The sequence below is a fragment of the Mycolicibacterium rhodesiae genome (assembly GCF_002086695.1).
GTDB classification, from domain to species: Bacteria; Actinomycetota; Actinomycetes; order Mycobacteriales; family Mycobacteriaceae; genus Mycobacterium; species Mycobacterium rhodesiae.
In genome coordinates, this window is the sequence record NZ_MVIH01000006.1 from 31,762 (window position 1) to 48,572 (window position 16,811).

Annotated in this window: 18 protein-coding genes; 14 read left to right on the plus strand and 4 right to left on the minus strand. The window is 64.3% G+C overall.

From position 1 onward, the window contains the following. Positions 1 to 10 precede the first annotated feature (10 nt). From BST42_RS14565 to BST42_RS14575, 3 genes are all read right to left on the minus strand, one after another. A complete protein-coding gene (locus BST42_RS14565) occupies positions 11 to 799 on the minus strand; it encodes a sigma-70 family RNA polymerase sigma factor (protein ID WP_083119839.1) in 789 nt (262 codons plus the stop codon). Between the two features lie 355 nt (positions 800 to 1,154). After that, complete coding sequence (locus tag BST42_RS14570) at positions 1,155 to 1,475, minus strand: putative quinol monooxygenase (RefSeq protein WP_083119840.1); 321 nt, start codon at positions 1,473 to 1,475, stop codon at positions 1,155 to 1,157. 57 nt (positions 1,476 to 1,532) lie between these two features. Then, positions 1,533 to 2,687, minus strand: coding sequence for a glutathione-independent formaldehyde dehydrogenase (locus BST42_RS14575; RefSeq protein ID WP_083119841.1), 1,155 nt, complete (start codon positions 2,685 to 2,687; stop codon positions 1,533 to 1,535). A gap of 387 nt (positions 2,688 to 3,074) precedes the next feature. Here BST42_RS14575 and BST42_RS14580 point away from each other — a divergent pair, with 387 nt between their 5' ends. Next, positions 3,075 to 3,377: an STAS domain-containing protein gene (locus BST42_RS14580; RefSeq protein ID WP_264047603.1), complete on the plus strand. Its 303-nt coding sequence runs from the start codon at positions 3,075 to 3,077 to the stop codon at positions 3,375 to 3,377. 160 nt (positions 3,378 to 3,537) lie between these two features. Here the strand turns inward: BST42_RS14580 and BST42_RS14585 are convergent, their stop codons facing one another. Further along, on the minus strand, positions 3,538 to 3,726 hold the full coding sequence (locus tag BST42_RS14585; protein ID WP_083120271.1) for a hypothetical protein: 189 nt from the start codon (positions 3,724 to 3,726) through the stop codon (positions 3,538 to 3,540). 407 nt (positions 3,727 to 4,133) lie between these two features. Here BST42_RS14585 and BST42_RS14590 point away from each other — a divergent pair, with 407 nt between their 5' ends. From BST42_RS14590 to BST42_RS14650, 13 genes are all read left to right on the plus strand, one after another. Continuing rightward, complete coding sequence (locus tag BST42_RS14590) at positions 4,134 to 4,589, plus strand: Hsp20/alpha crystallin family protein (protein WP_308207490.1); 456 nt, start codon at positions 4,134 to 4,136, stop codon at positions 4,587 to 4,589. A gap of 8 nt (positions 4,590 to 4,597) precedes the next feature. Beyond that, positions 4,598 to 5,101: a YflT domain-containing protein gene (locus BST42_RS14595; RefSeq protein WP_083119848.1), complete on the plus strand. Its 504-nt coding sequence runs from the start codon at positions 4,598 to 4,600 to the stop codon at positions 5,099 to 5,101. 3 nt (positions 5,102 to 5,104) lie between these two features. Further along, positions 5,105 to 6,991 (plus strand): molecular chaperone DnaK, encoded by a 1,887-nt coding sequence (gene dnaK / locus BST42_RS14600; protein WP_083119850.1) that lies wholly within the window; start codon positions 5,105 to 5,107, stop codon positions 6,989 to 6,991. Positions 6,992 to 6,997: 6 nt separating this feature from the next. Continuing rightward, complete coding sequence (locus BST42_RS14605) at positions 6,998 to 7,522, plus strand: nucleotide exchange factor GrpE (RefSeq protein ID WP_083119852.1); 525 nt, start codon at positions 6,998 to 7,000, stop codon at positions 7,520 to 7,522. Positions 7,523 to 7,527: 5 nt separating this feature from the next. Further along, positions 7,528 to 8,445, plus strand: coding sequence for a DnaJ C-terminal domain-containing protein (locus tag BST42_RS14610; RefSeq protein ID WP_083119855.1), 918 nt, complete (start codon positions 7,528 to 7,530; stop codon positions 8,443 to 8,445). Then, positions 8,442 to 8,759: a chaperone modulator CbpM gene (locus tag BST42_RS14615; protein ID WP_083119857.1), complete on the plus strand. Its 318-nt coding sequence runs from the start codon at positions 8,442 to 8,444 to the stop codon at positions 8,757 to 8,759. Before BST42_RS14610 ends, BST42_RS14615 begins: the two co-directional genes overlap by 4 nt. After that, positions 8,741 to 11,365, plus strand: a complete 2,625-nt coding sequence (gene clpB, locus BST42_RS14620) for an ATP-dependent chaperone ClpB (RefSeq protein ID WP_083119859.1) — start codon at positions 8,741 to 8,743, stop codon at positions 11,363 to 11,365. The genes BST42_RS14615 and clpB overlap by 19 nt, the downstream gene beginning before the upstream one ends. A 13-nt stretch (positions 11,366 to 11,378) precedes the next feature. Further along, entirely contained in the window at positions 11,379 to 11,831 is a 453-nt protein-coding gene (gene trxA, locus BST42_RS14625; protein WP_083119860.1) for a thioredoxin, read from the plus strand. After that, positions 11,828 to 12,091 (plus strand): UBP-type zinc finger domain-containing protein, encoded by a 264-nt coding sequence (locus tag BST42_RS14630; RefSeq protein WP_083119862.1) that lies wholly within the window; start codon positions 11,828 to 11,830, stop codon positions 12,089 to 12,091. Before trxA ends, BST42_RS14630 begins: the two co-directional genes overlap by 4 nt. After that, on the plus strand, positions 12,069 to 13,772 hold the full coding sequence (locus BST42_RS14635; RefSeq protein WP_083119864.1) for an FAD-dependent oxidoreductase: 1,704 nt from the start codon (positions 12,069 to 12,071) through the stop codon (positions 13,770 to 13,772). The genes BST42_RS14630 and BST42_RS14635 overlap by 23 nt, the downstream gene beginning before the upstream one ends. A gap of 298 nt (positions 13,773 to 14,070) precedes the next feature. After that, the gene (locus BST42_RS14640) at positions 14,071 to 14,808 is read left to right on the plus strand and encodes an SDR family NAD(P)-dependent oxidoreductase (RefSeq protein WP_083119866.1); all 738 of its coding nucleotides are present in this window, start codon (positions 14,071 to 14,073) and stop codon (positions 14,806 to 14,808) included. A gap of 83 nt (positions 14,809 to 14,891) precedes the next feature. Next, on the plus strand, positions 14,892 to 15,881 hold the full coding sequence (locus BST42_RS14645) for an Acg family FMN-binding oxidoreductase (protein ID WP_083119868.1): 990 nt from the start codon (positions 14,892 to 14,894) through the stop codon (positions 15,879 to 15,881). 20 nt (positions 15,882 to 15,901) lie between these two features. Next, positions 15,902 to 16,789, plus strand: coding sequence for a universal stress protein (locus BST42_RS14650; protein ID WP_083119873.1), 888 nt, complete (start codon positions 15,902 to 15,904; stop codon positions 16,787 to 16,789). Positions 16,790 to 16,811 lie beyond the last annotated feature (22 nt).

Genomic DNA, 16,811 nt, shown 5'->3' on the forward strand with positions numbered 1-16,811 from the left:
TGTGGAGTCGCTACCGTCGTGTGGAAGCGGTAGCCGCGCGCTCGATTGCAACACCGGTGAGCAGCGCCCGCAGCTGGGCGCGTCCTCGACTCAATCGAGAGTTGACGGTGCCGACAGGTACTTGCATGATCTCGGCGATCTCCGTGTAGCGGAAACCTTCCACGTAGGCGTAATGGATCGCCATCCGAAAGCTCTCCGGGAGCGCCATCAGCGCCTCCACTATCTCGTCGTCCGGCAAGGCCGCCAGCGCTTCAGCCTCTGCTGAACCCACGTCTGACGATGAGCGCCGGTAACTCTCAGCGATCTGCGAATCGGTCATTCGACCGCAGAGGCATTCCGCCGCCTGTCGCTGAGCCCGGCGGTAGGAACTGATCCATGTGTTCGTCATGATCCGGAACAGCCACGCCTTGAGATTGGTCCCTGTTTGGAAGGAGTGAAACGCCGCATAGCCTTTCAGCATCGTTTCTTGAAGCAGATCCTCGGCGTCCATGCGGTTTCGGGTCATTCTCAGCGCGCCGGTAAAGAGGGGGTCGAGCAGCGGTAACGCATCCCGCTCGAACCGGGCGGACAATTCGGCTCTGGTCTCGGATGACCGAATGACAGCGCTGCCGACCGGTTGACAGCCGCTCGCACGCTTTCCGACGAGGACGAGAAAGCCGCTGCCCGCTGCGTCGATCGCTGGACTTCGCCGGCCGGCTCCGCGGCGAACGTGTCGTTTCGGCGGGATCGATGCCACGCCGCGGGCCTCGCCGGGGAGGAGCTCCAGAATTGGTGCCGTACAAGCTCGTTCGGTATCCATCTTGGAATTCCCATGCTAGAAGTGACGGTTGCAACGCAGGTGCTCAAAAATTAGATTGCCGGTCTGGCCGACATACGGCGACGTCCCGGCAGGTCCAAACGACGTTTTCGAACTGGTCCGCTGGGGTCAAGGACCACGGACTCGACGTCAGGCTGGTCCCTCGGGACCGCCGTTCGGCATGTCTGTCATGCGTGAGCGGACGGTGATTGCCACGCGGCGAACCAGCCGGAGCATCGACATCATCGAAACAGCGAAAACCTCTACGTGGCAGAGCAACCCGTTTTATCGGCGGTGTGGAGCTGGCTTTGATGAAGCAACCTTTCAGGCCGCAAGGCTGGTGTGGACGCGAACACGTTCATCGGGGCACCTTAGCGGCGACGACATCAGCCTGGAGGATCTCGAGCGGCTCGTCAAAGAGTAGGTCGGCATTGGCCAGCAGGGATGAGGCGATCGCCCCCTCCAGGTGTGCCTGTCGTTCAGCGTTCGACGGAAATGCATCGACGATCCAGAAGGTGGTCATATCGGTTCGCAGCGCAAACCAAACGACGGTGCCCTGCTCCTGGTTGGCCAGTCTGAGGGCGTCGGTCAGGAAGTTGCTGACCTCGTCCGCCTTATCTGGTTTGGCCACTAGCCTGACGACGAGCGCCACGGCAAGCGGGGAATCGGCAGTAGTCATGATTACTCCTCGCGTATTCGCCTCGCCTATACAGTGATTCGATGGCGGAGGTCTGGTTCACAGGGCCATGAGCCGCGGCTTCAGCACCACCTTCGTCCAACCGTCGTCGCGGGCGTCGAAGTGCTCGTAGGCACTCGGGGCGTCAGACAACGGAAGTTCGTGAGAGACGATCCACGATGGCTTGGCCTTGCCTTCGTGGATCAGGTCTCGCAACTCACGGTTGTAGCGCTTGACGTTTGCCTGCCCAGTTCCCATCCGTTGGCCTTTGAGCCAGAAGTCCCCCATCTCAAAAGCGATTCTGCCCTTCCGCCGGTCGTCGTCCTGCGCGCCGGGATCCTGCGGCAGATACAAGCCCACCACGCCGATTCCGCCGGTGAACTTCACCGCCCGCACCAGATCGTTGAGTACCATCGACGGATCCTCGTGGCCGTGGGGATCATGCGCCTGATAACCGATGCATTCGCAACCGCAGTCGGCACCAACGCCTTTGGTCTCTTCCAGGATCTGCTCGAGGGCAGATCCCTGCGAATCGTCGATCGCGATGACCCCGATCTGTTCGGCCAGCTTGAGTCGGTCGGGGCGACGATCGACGATCATCACCTTGGCCGCGCCCTTGATCACCGCTGAGTGGGCGGCCATCAGACCGACCGGGCCCGCACCATAGACCACTACCGCATCGCCGGGTTGAAGCCCGGCAAGCTCGGTGCAGTGCCAGCCGGTCGGAAAGATATCCGACAGCATGACGTAGTCGGTTTCCTTCTCCTGCGCGTCATCGGGCAGCTTCAAACAGTTCGAGTCGCCGAACGGTACGCGCAAGTATTCGGCTTGGCCGCCGTCGTATGGCCCCATACCCGCGAAACCGTAAGCCGCCCCGACCATCCCCGGGTCGGGATTGTTGGTCAGGCAGTAGGCCGTCAGTCCTTTTTCGCAATTACGGCAGAAGCCGCAGCTGATATTGAACGGCAGGCAGACCCGGTCGCCAATTTTCACCGAGACCACCGCGGGGCCCACGTCGACGACCTCACCGAGGTTCTCGTGCCCGAGAATCCTGCCAGTTTCCATCGTTGTCCGACCCTCGTACATATGGAGGTCGGACCCGCAAATGTTCGTGGTGGTGATCTGGACGAGTACGTCAGTAGGCGCTGTGATGACCGGTTCCGCGACATCCTCAACACGAACCCGCATGGGCCCGTCATACACAACAGCTTTCATGACTGCTCCTAGATTGCGTACGGGCCGCCGCGGCGATCTTGAGGTCGGCGCCGCATATCGGCCGACTGGCGACGCGATCAAGCTGCGTCGGCACCCAGGTTTCTACAGCGCGGTGCAGACGTCTTCGTCGCACCAGGCCGAATTCGCAGCGCCTTTTTGGCCTCCGTGAGACGGCTGCCCGGGTCGGCGAGTCAGCCATAGCTGATTTGCGTGCTGTTTGGACGCGAAACGGATGACAGCGGGCGTTTGGTGGATATCGCAGGGCTCCTCCGTGCACTTGACTAGCTCGCGATTACGCCCGCAGGAGGTGACGTGAGCCAAGATGCCCTAGGAAGGCACACTCGGTCGATCGTTGTCAGCGTCCAACGTTTGGTCGTTGGAGACACCGTGGTCCACCTTGCGGGTGACTTGACGGGTGGCGCAGCTGCCGCGATTCAGCAGACCCTCATCGACCAACTAGCGCAAGCGCCACCACAATTGATCGTGGACCTGTCGGCGGTCAGTGGTATCGACTCCGACGGTGTTGCTGCTCTTGTCTCGGCCGCCGCGGTCGCCGGCGAGTCGGATAACGCATTTTGCCTAGTGGACAAAGGGGCCGGTCCAGTCCTTTGCGCTCTCGCCGCCGAGCGAGTGATCGATCTGTTCGAGGTCTTCTCCTCTGTTGGCGAGGCGGTCCAGGGCTGGCGCTGACTGACGCGCAATCGTCCTAGCCGGATCGCAACGCGCACCGCTGGTCCCGGCCGGTCCACACACAACCCCCGCCATGCCGGGCGATCGTATTGCCCTCTCCAACAGGGATTGTGGGAGTGCGTCGCGGTTTCGCCTGGCAGTGTGCAGTGCACCGGGATGATCACAATGTCATCGCATGCGCGGGCGGACAGTCACCGCGACGCAGGATGACGAATTGATCCGCCAGCCACACCAGCGCCGGACCGTTCGGGTCTACGCCGGGTAGCAGGTCAAGCATCGTGAAGGCATCACCGACGCACTGCGTTAGAAACTCCCTTTCCTTCTTCTCCAGCCCAGCCTGTGTCGTCATGGTGAGACCCTTCCCAAGATCGTCCGGAGGCGGGCAGTCCGCCCCAATCAGTACCTTGGTGCACGATTCGGCCGCGGTCCCCGGCCTGAAGGCGCGAGGAATCAGCAGCCATATGGTCCTTGGGAGACAGATGAAGCGCCTCGCCACGTCGGGTTTGTGATCGGCAGCCATCTGTAGGCCGCGTTCCCAGGGGGGAAGGCTACGAGTTCTCCACTTGGGATTGCACCCTCTCGCGCTGACAGGACCAATTCCGACCGACAACTCTGGCTTGTCGGGAGCACGCGCTCGTCGAACTCGATTGCCACACTCGTTATTCGGAAGCTAATGCACGGACCGTGCGTACTGGCTCACGACTGCGGAAGCCTCCGATAACCATCGTTGCGACCGTAGGAGAAGCCATGGCTCTAATGCGATTCGATCCGTTTCGCGAATTCGATCGGCTGGCCGAACAAGCAGTGGCCGGCGCACGCACTGCGCGCACGCTTCCCATGGAGGCGGTGCGGCGCGGTGACCAATTCCTTGTCGCCCTTGATGTGCCGGGGATACAGGGCAGAGACCTTGACGTGACGGTCGAACGCAACGTCATCGAGGTCACCGCGCGCCGTCGTCCGCTCAAGCAGGATGGTGACGAACTGATCGTTGATGAGCGGCCCCAGGGTGAGTTCCGCCGCCAACTCTTCCTCGGCGACAACCTTGACCCCAACGGGATGAGCGCGGTCTGTGCCCATGGCGTGTTGACGTTGACCATCCCCGTCTCGGAGCACAGCAAGCCTCGCAAGGTGGAAATCGAGACCACCGACGAAACTCAGCAAGCCATCGCTACCGAATCCGTGCCACCCCACCAACAAACAGTGAACGCGTAGGAGCAGCGATGGCTGTGCATTCGACGGTGCAGACCTCGGCGGTGCGGACCAATGAGCCGGCCCGCCAGGTGATCGCCACTTTCGACAACTACGCCGACGCCGAGCGTGCGGTCGACTATCTGTCTGACCGCGGGTTCGAGGTGAACCGGGTATCGATCGTGGGCCGCGATCTGCAGTACGTAGAACAGGTTCTCGGTCGGTTGAACTATGGCGGGGCGGCGCTGCGTGGTGCCGGCTCGGGCGCCTTGGTCGGCGCGCTGATCGGATGGATCTTCGGCTTGTTGAGCTGGATCGACCCATTGGTCTCGGCCCTGGTGCTGGCCGGCTACGGCCTGGTTTTCGGGGCCATCGTTGGCGCCGCTTTCGGGCTGCTGGTGCACGCTCTCCAACGCGGCCAACGCGATTTTCGCTCGGTTAGCGGGCTGCGCCCCAGCTCCTATGACGTCGTTGTGGACGTGCAGGTTGCCGATCGTGCATTGCAACTCCTGACCAGCGGCAATCGAAAGGAATAGACGATGGCAACAGCGGTAGGTATCGACCTTGGGACCACGAATTCGGTGATTGCCGCCTGGCAGGGCGGGGAACCGGTTGTGATTCCCAACACCGAAGGCGCGCGCACCACACCCTCGGTGGTGGCTTTCACAGAAAACGGCGAGCGACTGGTCGGGCAACTGGCCAGGCGACAGTCGATCATGAACCCAAAGGGCACCATCTATTCGGCCAAGAGGTTCATCGGTCGTCGCTTCGACGAGATATCGGAGGAAGCCAAGGCGGTCAGCTTCGACGTCGTCGAAGGCGAAGGTGGCGCCGCCCGGTTCGACGTGCGGGGCAGGCAATACTCGCCAGAGGAGATCAGCGCGCAGGTATTGCGCAAGCTCGTCGAGGACGCCGGCAAGTTCCTCGGTGAGCGGGTCAAGGAAGCGGTGATCACCGTCCCCGCGTACTTCAACGATGCGCAACGCAACGCCACAAAGGATGCCGGGCGGATCGCCGGGCTGGAAGTGCTGAGAATCATCAACGAGCCCACGGCTGCAGCGCTGGCGTACGGCCTGGACAAGAAAGGCCACGAGACCGTGCTGGTCTTCGATCTCGGTGGCGGCACGTTCGATGTCAGCCTTCTCGACGTCGGTGACGGGGTGGTCGAGGTTCGCTCCACCGCGGGTGATTCCCATCTGGGTGGCGACGACTTCGACCGCCGGCTCGTGGACTACCTGGCGGACGAATTCCAACGTGAGAACAACATTGATCTGCGAAAGGACTCGCAGGCGCTGCAGCGACTGTTCGAGGCTGCCGAGAAGGCGAAAGTCGAGCTGTCGTCGGTGACACAGACGCAGGTCAACCTGCCATTTGTGACCGCCGACGCCAACGGCCCCAAGCACCTCACCATGACCATCAATCGGTCGAAGTTCGAGGAACTCACACACGATCTGGTGGAGCGCTGCCTGGGTCCGGTCAAGCAGACGATGGACGACGCCAAGGTGACGGCGAATGACATCGACGAGGTCATCCTGGTCGGCGGGTCGACCCGTATCCCCGCCGTCCAGGCCCTGGTCCGCCGGCTCACCGGCGGCAAGGACCCGAACATGACCGTCAACCCCGACGAGGTGGTCGCAATGGGTGCCGCGATTCAGGCGGGCGTGCTCAAAGGCGAGGTCTCCGATGTCCTGCTTCTCGACGTCACCCCGCTCTCGCTGGGGGTGGAGACTGCCGGTGGTGTGATGACCAAGATCATCGAACGAAACACCACCATCCCGGCGCGCCGCAGCGAGGTGTTCAGCACCGCTGCAGACAATCAACCGGCTGTGGATATCGTTGTGCTGCAGGGTGAACGCGAGATGGCGAAGGACAACCGGGTACTCGGCAGGTTCAAGCTGGAGAACATCCGGCCGGCCCCCCGCGGCGAGCCACAGATCGAGGTCACGTTCGACATCGATGCCAATGGGATCCTCCACGTCACCGCGCGTGACAAGGACACCGGCGCCGAGCAGAGCATCACCATCAGCGAACAGTCGAACCTCGATCACAACGAGGTCGAGCGGATGCTCGCAGAGGCCGAGTCGCACCGGCGCGAGGATGAACAGCTGCGAAAGCAAGTCGATGCGCGCAATGAACTCGATTCCGCCGCTTACCAAGTCGAGCGTCGCCTCGCCGAGCTGGGTGACTCCGCGGCGCCACATGACCGGGCCCGGGCCGAGATGCTGGTCGCCGACGCCAAGCAAGCCGTCACCGACGAGGCGCCGCTGGAACGCGTGCAATCGCTGACATCCGAACTGCAGCAGGCGCTCTACGGGCTGCAGCCCATCCAGGGCGGCAGCAACGGACAGCAGGGGCCCTCTGCCAACGGGCACGGTGCGCCGGCGGGCGACGACGACGTGGTCGACGCCGAGTTCGATCGGGGCTGACCCACCATGGTCAGTTCGACGGAACATTCGCAGACCGACGAGGACCGGGCGGCGGTCGAGAATGCCGCGCCTGAAGCGGTTGCCACCCCGAACGATTCGGACGCCGAGCTTGCCAGGATCGAAGATCGCTGGCGTCGTGCGGTCGCTGATCTGGACAACCTTCGAAAGAGATACGCCCGTGAATTGGACCGCGAGCGAACAACGGAACGGTCCAGAGTGGCCGGTGCGTGGCTGCCCGTCGTAGATAACTTGGAGCGGGCGATCGCTCATGCGGGTGACCAGTCCGACGCGGTCGTCGAGGGCGTGCGGAGCATTCTGGGGCAGGCACTGCAGGTTCTCGATCAACTGGGTTACCCGCGCGATGTGGAGTCGGGGGTGCCGTTTGACCCGCAGCGTCACGAGGTGGTCGGAGTCGTCGAGCATGGCGACAGCCCACCCGGGACGGTTGTCGAGGTGCTGCGCCCGGGCTACGGACAAGGCTCGAACCAGTTACGGCCGGCGTCCGTCGTGGTCAGCCGACGCGAGGAGTAGGTCGGGTGGCCCGCGACTACTACGAAGTCCTCGGTGTGTCGCGGGACGCGAGCACCGACCAACTCCAGCAGGCGTTCCGCACGCTGGCCCGCAAGTACCACCCGGATGTCAACAAGGATCCAACAGCCGAAGACAGGTTCAAAGAGGTCAATGAGGCCTATCACGTGTTGTCGGACCCCGACACCCGTAAGCGGTACGACCGCTTCGGCGAAGACTTTCGGCAGGTACCCGAGGATTGGGAGGCGCGAGCAGCGGCCGGTGCCGGTGGATTCGGCGGTGCTGGGCGATCAGGCACCCGGGTGCGTTACGGCCAAGGCTTCGGTGGGACCGGCGGTGGCATCAACATTGAAGACCTTTTCGGTGAGATGTTCGGCGGCGGTGGCGGATTCGGCCCGATTCCGGGCGCTGACCAGGAAGCGAGCTTGGAGCTCACTGTCGAGGAGGCTTACCGCGGCGGCAAACGCCAGATCTCGCTGGGTGGCCGGAACTACCGGGTCAACATCCCTGCCGGTGTCATCGACGGTCAGCGTATCCGGCTGGCCGGAGAGGGCGGCCGGGGTAACGGAGATGCACCGGCGGGAGATCTCTATCTGCGCGTGCGAATCAAGCCGCATCCCCAGTTCCGTCTCGACGGACGCGATGTCACCGTCGATCTGCCGGTATCGCCCTGGGAGGCGGTGCTGGGGACCACTGTCGCGGTCCGGACACCCGGCGGTGAAGCAAAAGTTGCGGTGCCCCAGGGTTCGTCGACGGGCAGGCGGTTGCGTTTGCGCGGCGAAGGTATGCCTAATCCACGTGGTGTCGCCGGCGACCTCTACGCAGAGATCAAGGTGATGGTGCCAGCGCAACCCACTGGGCGAGAGCGTGAGTTATTCGAACAACTGGCGGCGGTGTCCACGTTTGACCCGAGGAGGGGACGATGACCGCCCCGCGCTATGTGCTGACGCGACGGCCCGCCATGCGACTCGACGTTTTCGCGATGCGCTGCGGATTGCATCCCGAGATGGTGCGCCGACTGGTGGCGCTCGGCCTCGTCGCCTGCCGACGGGATTCCGCCGGCGACCCCTCATTCGAATCTTCAGCGTTGGTGACAGTCGCCCGCATTCAGCGATTGAGGACCGGTCTTGGACTGAATTATGCGGCGATCGGGCTGGTCCTCGACCTGCTGGACCATATCGAAGAGCTGGAATCTGCTTCTCGCACAAGGAGGACGCCACCGTGGACATCAACAAACTGACCCAGAAGTCACAGGAGGCACTGGCCGAAGCGCAGAGCATGGCGACCAGAATGGGCCATATCGAGGTCGACGGCGAACATCTGCTGATGGCGCTTATTGACCAGCCCGATGGTCTGGTGCCGCGGCTGCTTGATCAGGCGGGCGCCGACACCGGGGCGTTGCGCTCCGACCTGGAACGCGAGCTGAACCGGCGCCCCAAGGTGAGCGGTCCGGGTGCAGTGCAGGGCCAGGTCTCTGTCACCAGAAGGCTGGCGAATCTGTTGGAGGCCGCCGAGCGGGAAGCCAAGCGGCTCAAGGACGAATACGTGTCCGTTGAGCATCTGGTCATCGCCCTTGCCGAAGAAGGTGCATCTACCGCCGCAGGCCGGATACTCGCCGGAAACGGTGTGACACGAGATTCCTTCCTGGGTGCATTGACCAAAGTCCGCGGCAACCAACGGGTCACCTCCGCGACACCCGAGGGGGCTTACGAAGCGCTGGAGAAGTACGGCCGCGATCTCGTCGCCGAGGGACGCGCCGGCAAGCTGGATCCAGTGATCGGCCGAGACGCCGAGATCCGCAGGGTAATCCAGATCCTCAGCCGCAAGACCAAGAACAACCCCGTCTTGATCGGCGACCCCGGGGTGGGTAAGACCGCGATCGTCGAGGGGTTGGCCCAGCGGATCGTTCGCGCGGACGTCCCGGAAGGTCTGCGCGACAAGACGATCTTCTCCCTCGACATGGGCTCGCTGGTGGCAGGTGCCAAGTACCGCGGCGAGTTCGAGGAACGGCTGCAGGCGGTCCTGTCGGAGGTGAAAGCGGGCGAGGGTCGAATCCTGTTGTTTGTCGACGAGCTGCACACCGTGGTCGGCGCCGGGTCCGCAGAGGGGTCGCTGGACGCAGGCAACATGCTCAAGCCGATGCTGGCCCGTGGCGAGCTGCACATGATCGGTGCCACAACCCTCGACGAATACCGCAAGCACATTGAAAAGGACGCTGCGTTGGAGCGCCGGTTCCAGACCGTCCTGGTCGACGAACCGGACGTCGAGGACACCGTGTCGATTCTGCGCGGGTTGCGTGAGCGTCTCGAGGTGTTCCACGGGGTGAAGATTCAGGATGCCGCATTGGTAGCGGCGGCAACCCTGTCACACCGCTACATCACCGACCGCTTCCTGCCCGATAAGGCGATCGATCTGGTGGACGAGGCGTGTGCGCGGTTACGAACCGAAATCGATTCGATGCCGGCGGAATTGGATGAGATCACCCGTCGGGTCACCCGGCTCGAGATCGAGGAGGCGGCGCTGGCCAAGGAGACCGACACGGCCAGCAAGTCCCGGTTGGAAGAACTTCGCAAAGAACTGGCAGATCTGCGAGCGGAGGCAGACGCGCGGCATGCGCAATGGGATGCCGAACGCCAGGCGATCCGGCGGGTACAGGAACTGCGCGGGCAACTCGAGCAGCTTCGGCACGAGGCAGAAGAAGCCGAACGCGACTATGACCTCAACCGGGCGGCCGAGTTGCGCTACGGCCAGATCACCGAGCTGGAACGCAAACTGCAAGCGGCCGAGGAACAGCTGGCGTCCAAGCAGGGCGAAAAGCGGCTGCTTCGCGAGGTCGTCACCCAGGACGAGATCGCCGAAATCGTTGCCGCATGGACCGGTATACCGGTGGCCCGATTGCAGGAGGGTGAACGGGAGAAGCTTTTGCGGCTCGACGAAATACTGCACGAGCGGGTGATCGGTCAAGATGAGGCGGTACAGCTGGTCGCCGATGCTGTGATTCGGGCCCGATCCGGAATCCGGGATCCGCGCCGCCCGATCGGCTCGTTCATCTTCCTCGGACCTACCGGGGTCGGTAAGACCGAGCTCGCGAAGACGCTGGCCGCCGCGTTGTTCGACAGTGAGGACAACACGGTCCGTCTTGACATGAGCGAGTACCAGGAGCGGCACACAGTGAGCCGATTGGTCGGTGCGCCACCGGGATACGTCGGTTACGAGGAGGGCGGACAGCTCACGGAGGCGGTACGACGCAAGCCCTACTCGGTAGTGCTGCTCGACGAGATCGAGAAGGCGCACGCCGACGTGTTCAACACCTTGCTGCAGGTGCTCGACGACGGCCGGCTCACCGATGCGCAAGGACGTCAGGTCGACTTCCGCAACACGGTGGTCATCATGACCTCGAACATCGGATCTCTCCACCTGCTCGACGGCGTCACCGCGGATGGCGAGATCAAGCCAGATGCGCGCGACCGGGTGCTGGCCGAGCTGCGCGGACAGTTCCGTCCCGAGTTCCTCAACCGGGTCGACGATATCGTGTTGTTCACTCCACTATCGATGCCGCAGCTTGAACGGATCGTCGATCTACAGCTTGCCGAGCTTCGGGATCGGTTGGTGGAAAGGGATATCGAGCTCGATATCACCCCGGAGGCCCGCCGGCTCATCGCCCAACACGGCTACGATCCGGTGTATGGGGCGCGGCCGTTGCGCCGCTACATCGCCCACGAGGTAGAGACCAGGATAGGGCGGGCCTTGCTGCGCGGCGACATCGCGGGTGGTGGGAAGATCCGCGTCACCGTGGAGAACGGCGAACTCGCCGTGGACTATTCGGCGCCGGTCCTGGCGGCTTGACGGAGGAGGCGCTATGGAAACAGACATTGTGACATGCCCACACTGCGGAAAACGCAATCGCGTACCAGCGGCGGCCACGGGGACGCCCCGGTGTGCCAACTGCCACCAGTGGCTGCCGTGGATCGCTGCGGCCGGGGACACGGACTTCACCGAGGTCGCCGAAAAGGCCTCGGTTCCAGTACTTGTCGACCTGTGGGCAACCTGGTGTGGACCGTGCCGCATGGTGAGTCCGGCGCTGGAACAGCTCGCGACTGAACGCGCCGGGCAACTCAAACTGGTCAAGGTCGACGTCGACAAGGCGCCGGCGACTTCGCAGCGGTTCACGGTTCAGGCGGTACCGACACTCTTGCTGCTCGAACACGGACGAATACTGGCGCGGCAATCGGGCGCGGCACCCGTTGCTGCACTTCGTAATTGGCTGGACAACGCGCTATCGGCCGACAGCGCGAAGGAGGGACGATCATGACGTCTGTAGGGATCGATCCACACGTGGCGGCGATCCGCCCAGTGCGTCCACGCGCGGCCGGCTGCGAGGAATGTCTACGCCTCGGCACTCCATGGGTGCACCTGCGGTTGTGCCTGACGTGCGGGCACGTCGGTTGTTGCGACTCGTCACCGATGCGGCATGCCCGAGCGCACGCGCATACGGTGAGCCACCCGATCGTGCAATCGATGGAACCCGGCGAGAACTGGCGGTGGTGCTATGTCCACGAGAATTATGTCTGAGGTCACCGCCGAGGAGCGCGAGTCGACTTCGCTGGCGGAAACTCCCGACATCTACGGCGCGTACCCGCGACTGTCCGACGACCAAATTGCCACCCTCGAGGCAGGCGGCGCCCGGCGCGCCGTAGAGACGGGCGAAATACTGGTCCAAGAGGGGAAGCGCTCTGATTACTTCTTCGTCATCCTGTCCGGCAAAATCGCTGTCAGCACCACCGACGACATGGGTATTCGGCACGTCATCCGGGTACATGGCCCTGGGCGGTTCCTCGGGGAGCTCGGCGACCTCGAAGGACAAGCCGCCTTTTATACCGCCGAAGTGGTGGAACCCGGCGAAGTGCTCGTCATACCGACCGAGCGGGTGCGGGATCTGGTCGTCCACGATCCGGTCCTCAGCGATCTCATCCTGCGCGCGTACCTATTGCGCCGCTCGCTGCTCATCCAACAAGAACATGGATTCCGGATCATCGGATCCTGCTACTCGCCGGACACTGCCCGTCTGCGGGAATTCGCGGCGCGAAATCGTCTGCCACACAGGTGGATCGACCTTGAACGTGACAAGCACGCCGAACGGCTGCTGCAGCGGTTCGGAATATCGCCCCAAGACGCTCCGGTGGTGGTCTGGGGCGGGGCGGTGCTGCGCAATCCGACCAACACCGAGCTGGCTCGTTGGGTTGGACTGCCGGCACCGGATACCGTCCCCGACGAATGCGACCTCGTCGTGGTGGGCGCTGGTCCGGCCGGGCTCGGCGCTGCGGTGTATGCCGCGTCGGAGGGCCTGACCACCGCGACCATCGAGCGGTTCGCAACCGGCGGGCAGGCTGGGACATCGTCGAGAATCGAGAACTACCTCGGGTTCCCCGGCGGAATCTCCGGAGCCGACCTTGCCGAACGGGCGGCGCTTCAGGCCGGCAAGTTTGGTGCGCGGACCATCGTCTCCACGGAGATCACCCGGCTGGAATCCAGTGGCGGACAGCACCGGTTGACGCTCGCAAACGGGACGTCGGTGGTGGCCAGGGCCGTGGTGCTGGCTATGGGAGCCCGGTACCGAAAGCTGTGTGTGCCAGGCATTGAAACGTTCGAGGGCAACGGCGTTTACTACGCCGCCACCTTTCAAGAGGCGTTGATGTGCGGCATCGGGCCCGTCGTCATCGTGGGGGGAGGTAACTCCGCGGGTCAGGCGGCGGTGTTCCTGTCCTCGCTGGTTTCGCGGGTGTACGTGGTGATCCGCGGCGACGACTTGAACAAAGACATGTCTCGATATCTCGTCGACCAGATCCTCCTGAACCCCCGTGTGACGGTCCTATCGTGCACCGAGGTCCGGGAAGTACATGGAAACGGCGTACTCAGTTCCGTGGTGACCGAGGACAAGCGCACGGGCGAACGACAATCGATCCAGACCCCAGCCCTGTTCGTCTTCATCGGCGCCGATCCCAATACCGGATGGCTCGCCGGTGCGATTCAACTCGACGACCGTGGCTTCATCCCGACGGGCCAGGCCGCGCTTTACTCGGACACCGACGAAAACCAACTGCGCACACCGGGTCAGCCGAGGACGTTGGAGACCAGCCAACCCGGTGTATTCGCGGCAGGCGACGTGCGTAGCGGCTCGGTGAAGAGGGTGGCCTCCGCGGTTGGCGAAGGGGCGATGGCCATCAGCCAAATCCACGCGTACTTCGGCGGCTGATCGACGGCGGTTGGCCGCAGCGGGCGCAAGATGCGCCGTTGCGGGCGTACCGTCGTGCCATCATCGACGCGGCGGAACACAAGCGTCACAAGCGTTCTCTGCACAAGGGGTAACGCTGGATCTCCAGCGCAATCAGCGATGAACTTGAGATCGTTTCGGTGCTCCACCCGCTATGCCCGCGCAGTCGATGGGCCGGCTGCCGCCGCGGGCGACTGAGACAACCGCGTGCGGCGGCAACCACCACCGCGTTATGGTCCGCACCGACAGCGGATGTGGAGTTGACCGAGGAGGCCGAGACATGAGTGGTGTCATCGTCACCGGAGCCGCGTCGGGGATCGGCCGGGCTTGCACCGAGGCGCTGATCGCCGACGGGCGCCGAGTAGCGCTGTGGGACATCGCCCCGGCTGTGGCGGAGGTGGCCGAGGGACTCGGTATGCCCCACAGCGTGATCGACGTCTGCGACGGCGCCTCGCTGAGCGCTGCCGTCGATGCTGCCGCGACCGCGATGGACGGAATCGACGGACTGGTGCACGCCGCCGGACGGGTCATCCCCGAACCGGTAGGCGCCTTCACCGAGGAATCGTGGGACGCGGTGCTCGACGTCAACCTGCGTGCCCAGGCGATGCTGTCTCAACTGCTGTTGCCACAGCTGCAGGAGGCTGCCCGCGCCGGCGCCGCTCCTGCGATCGTCGGCATCTCGAGCATCGAGGGACTGACCGCCAACCCGTTCATCCCCGCCTACTGCGCCTCCAAGGCCGGCCTGCTGGGGCTGACCCGATCGATGGCCGCTCAGCTGGGTCCGGAAGGGATCCGGGTGAACGCGGTGTGCCCCGGCTTCATTCGCACCCCGATGCTGCAGATCGCCCTCGACGTCGACGAGGTGCGCGAAGGTTTCGAGGCGGCCGCACCGATCGGCAGGCTGGGGAACCCCGACGAGGTCGCCGCGGCGGTGGCGTTCCTGATGTCGCCGAAGGCGTCGTTCATCACCGGCGCCCACCTCGTGGTCGACGGGGGAGTGACCAGCAGACATCCCTGACGCAGGGATCAGCCCACTCAAGTCCCCACAGGTCGGGACTTACGCCCCTGTCAGACCCAGGGCGGTGCGGCGACAGTGGACGTATGAGTGTGCAGTTTCCCGAGCCCGAGACGCTTCGGACGGTCCTGAGCCTGGCGATGCGGGCACCGTCGGTACACAACTCGCAGCCATGGCACTGGCAGGTCGGGCCGAACAGCCTGGATCTGTACGCCGATCCCAGCAGGCACCTGCCGAACACCGATCCCGACCGGCGCGACATGCTGGTCAGCTGCGGTGCTGCTCTGCACCATTGCACGGTCGCGCTGGCCGCGTTGGGGTGGCAGGCCAAGATCCGCCGGTTCCCCGATCCGGCCGACAGCGCTCACTTGGCGTCGATCGAGGTGGCGCCGCTCGCGGCCGGTGAACTCGATGTCACGCTGGCCGCCGCGATCACCCGGCGTCGCACCGATCGGCGCACCTTCAGCTCGTGGCCGGTACCCGGTGGTGACATCGCGCTGATGGGTGCGCGCGCTGCGCGGGCGGGGGTGATGTTGCGCCAGCTGGACCTGCTGCCGCACCTGACGGAGATCGTCGCCCGATCGGTGTCCAAGCACGCCGCCGATGCCGACTACCTCAGTGAGCTCAGCGCGTGGAGCGGTCGGTACGGGTCACTGGCGGGGGTTCCCGCCCACAACACTCCCGCACCCGATCAGCACGCGACGCTGCCTGCCCGAGTGTTCGCGGGCCCGATCTTGGCGCAGCCGTCGGAAACGCCTGCCGCCGAAGACAACGGCGTCCTGCTCGCGCTCGGTACCGAGACCGACGACGACCTGGCCCGGTTGCGCGCCGGCGAGGCGACCAGCCTGGTGCTGCTGTCGGCGACAGCCATGGGGCTGGCGACGTGCCCGGTCACCGAGCCGCTGGAGATCGGTGAAACACGAGAAGCGGTGCGTGAAGACGTCTTCGGCATAAGCGGCTATCCGCAGATGTTGGTGCGCATCGGCTGGGCCCCGGTGAACGCCGACCCGCTGCCTGCCACCCCACGCCGGCCATTCTCGGAAGTGGTCGGCGGCCTCGACGATCGCGTGGCGTGACAAACCGAAAGGAATATCAAATGGCAACTTCTGCAACGAAATACGACATCATCGTCGGTGTCGATGGATCCCCGGAGTCAAAGGTCGCCGTCGACTGGGCGGCACGCGACGCGGCACTGCGGGGGATGCAGGTGCACCTGGTGCACGTGCTGAGCTCGCCCGCCGTGATGACCTTCCCCGAAGTGCCCGTACCGAGCGGTTACTTTCAGTGGCAGGAGGATGCGGCTCGCGAGATCTTGGATAGCGCGGCCGAAACCGTCGCAGCCGCCACCAAGGACGACCCGGTGGAGGTCACCACCGAGATCGTGAGCGGATCTCCGGTGCCGACGCTGGCGGATTTGTCCAAAGACGCCCAGCTGATCGTGGTGGGATGCCGGGGGCGCGGTGCGCTGGCCCGCAGTCTGCTCGGCTCGGTCAGCACCGGCCTGGTTCACCACGCGCACTGCCCGGTGGCGATCATCCACGACGAGGATCCGTCGACGGCCCGCCCGTCGAAGGCGCCGGTGGTCGTCGGCGTCGACGGTTCACCGGCCTCGGAGAAGGCGCTGGAAATCGCGTTCGAGCAAGCCTCGTTGCGTGGAGTGGAACTGGTCGCCGTGCACGCCTGGAGCGACACCGGGGTGTTCGAATTCCCCGGCCTGGACTGGTCGTCACTGCGGTCGATCGCCGAGGAGACACTGGCCGAGCGGCTGGCCGGTTGGCAGGAGCGCTACCCAGATGTCGTGGTGCATCGGCTGGTCGTGGCCGACCGGCCCGCGCAACAGCTCATCGAGCAGTCGGAGTCGGCTCAGTTGACAGTCCTCGGCAGCCACGGACGTGGCGGATTCGCCGGGATGCTGCTGGGGTCGGTCAGCACCGCGGTGGTGCATGGATCCCGGCAGCCGGTGATCGTCGCACGCAGCGGCTAACACCAAACACCGCGGGACACAA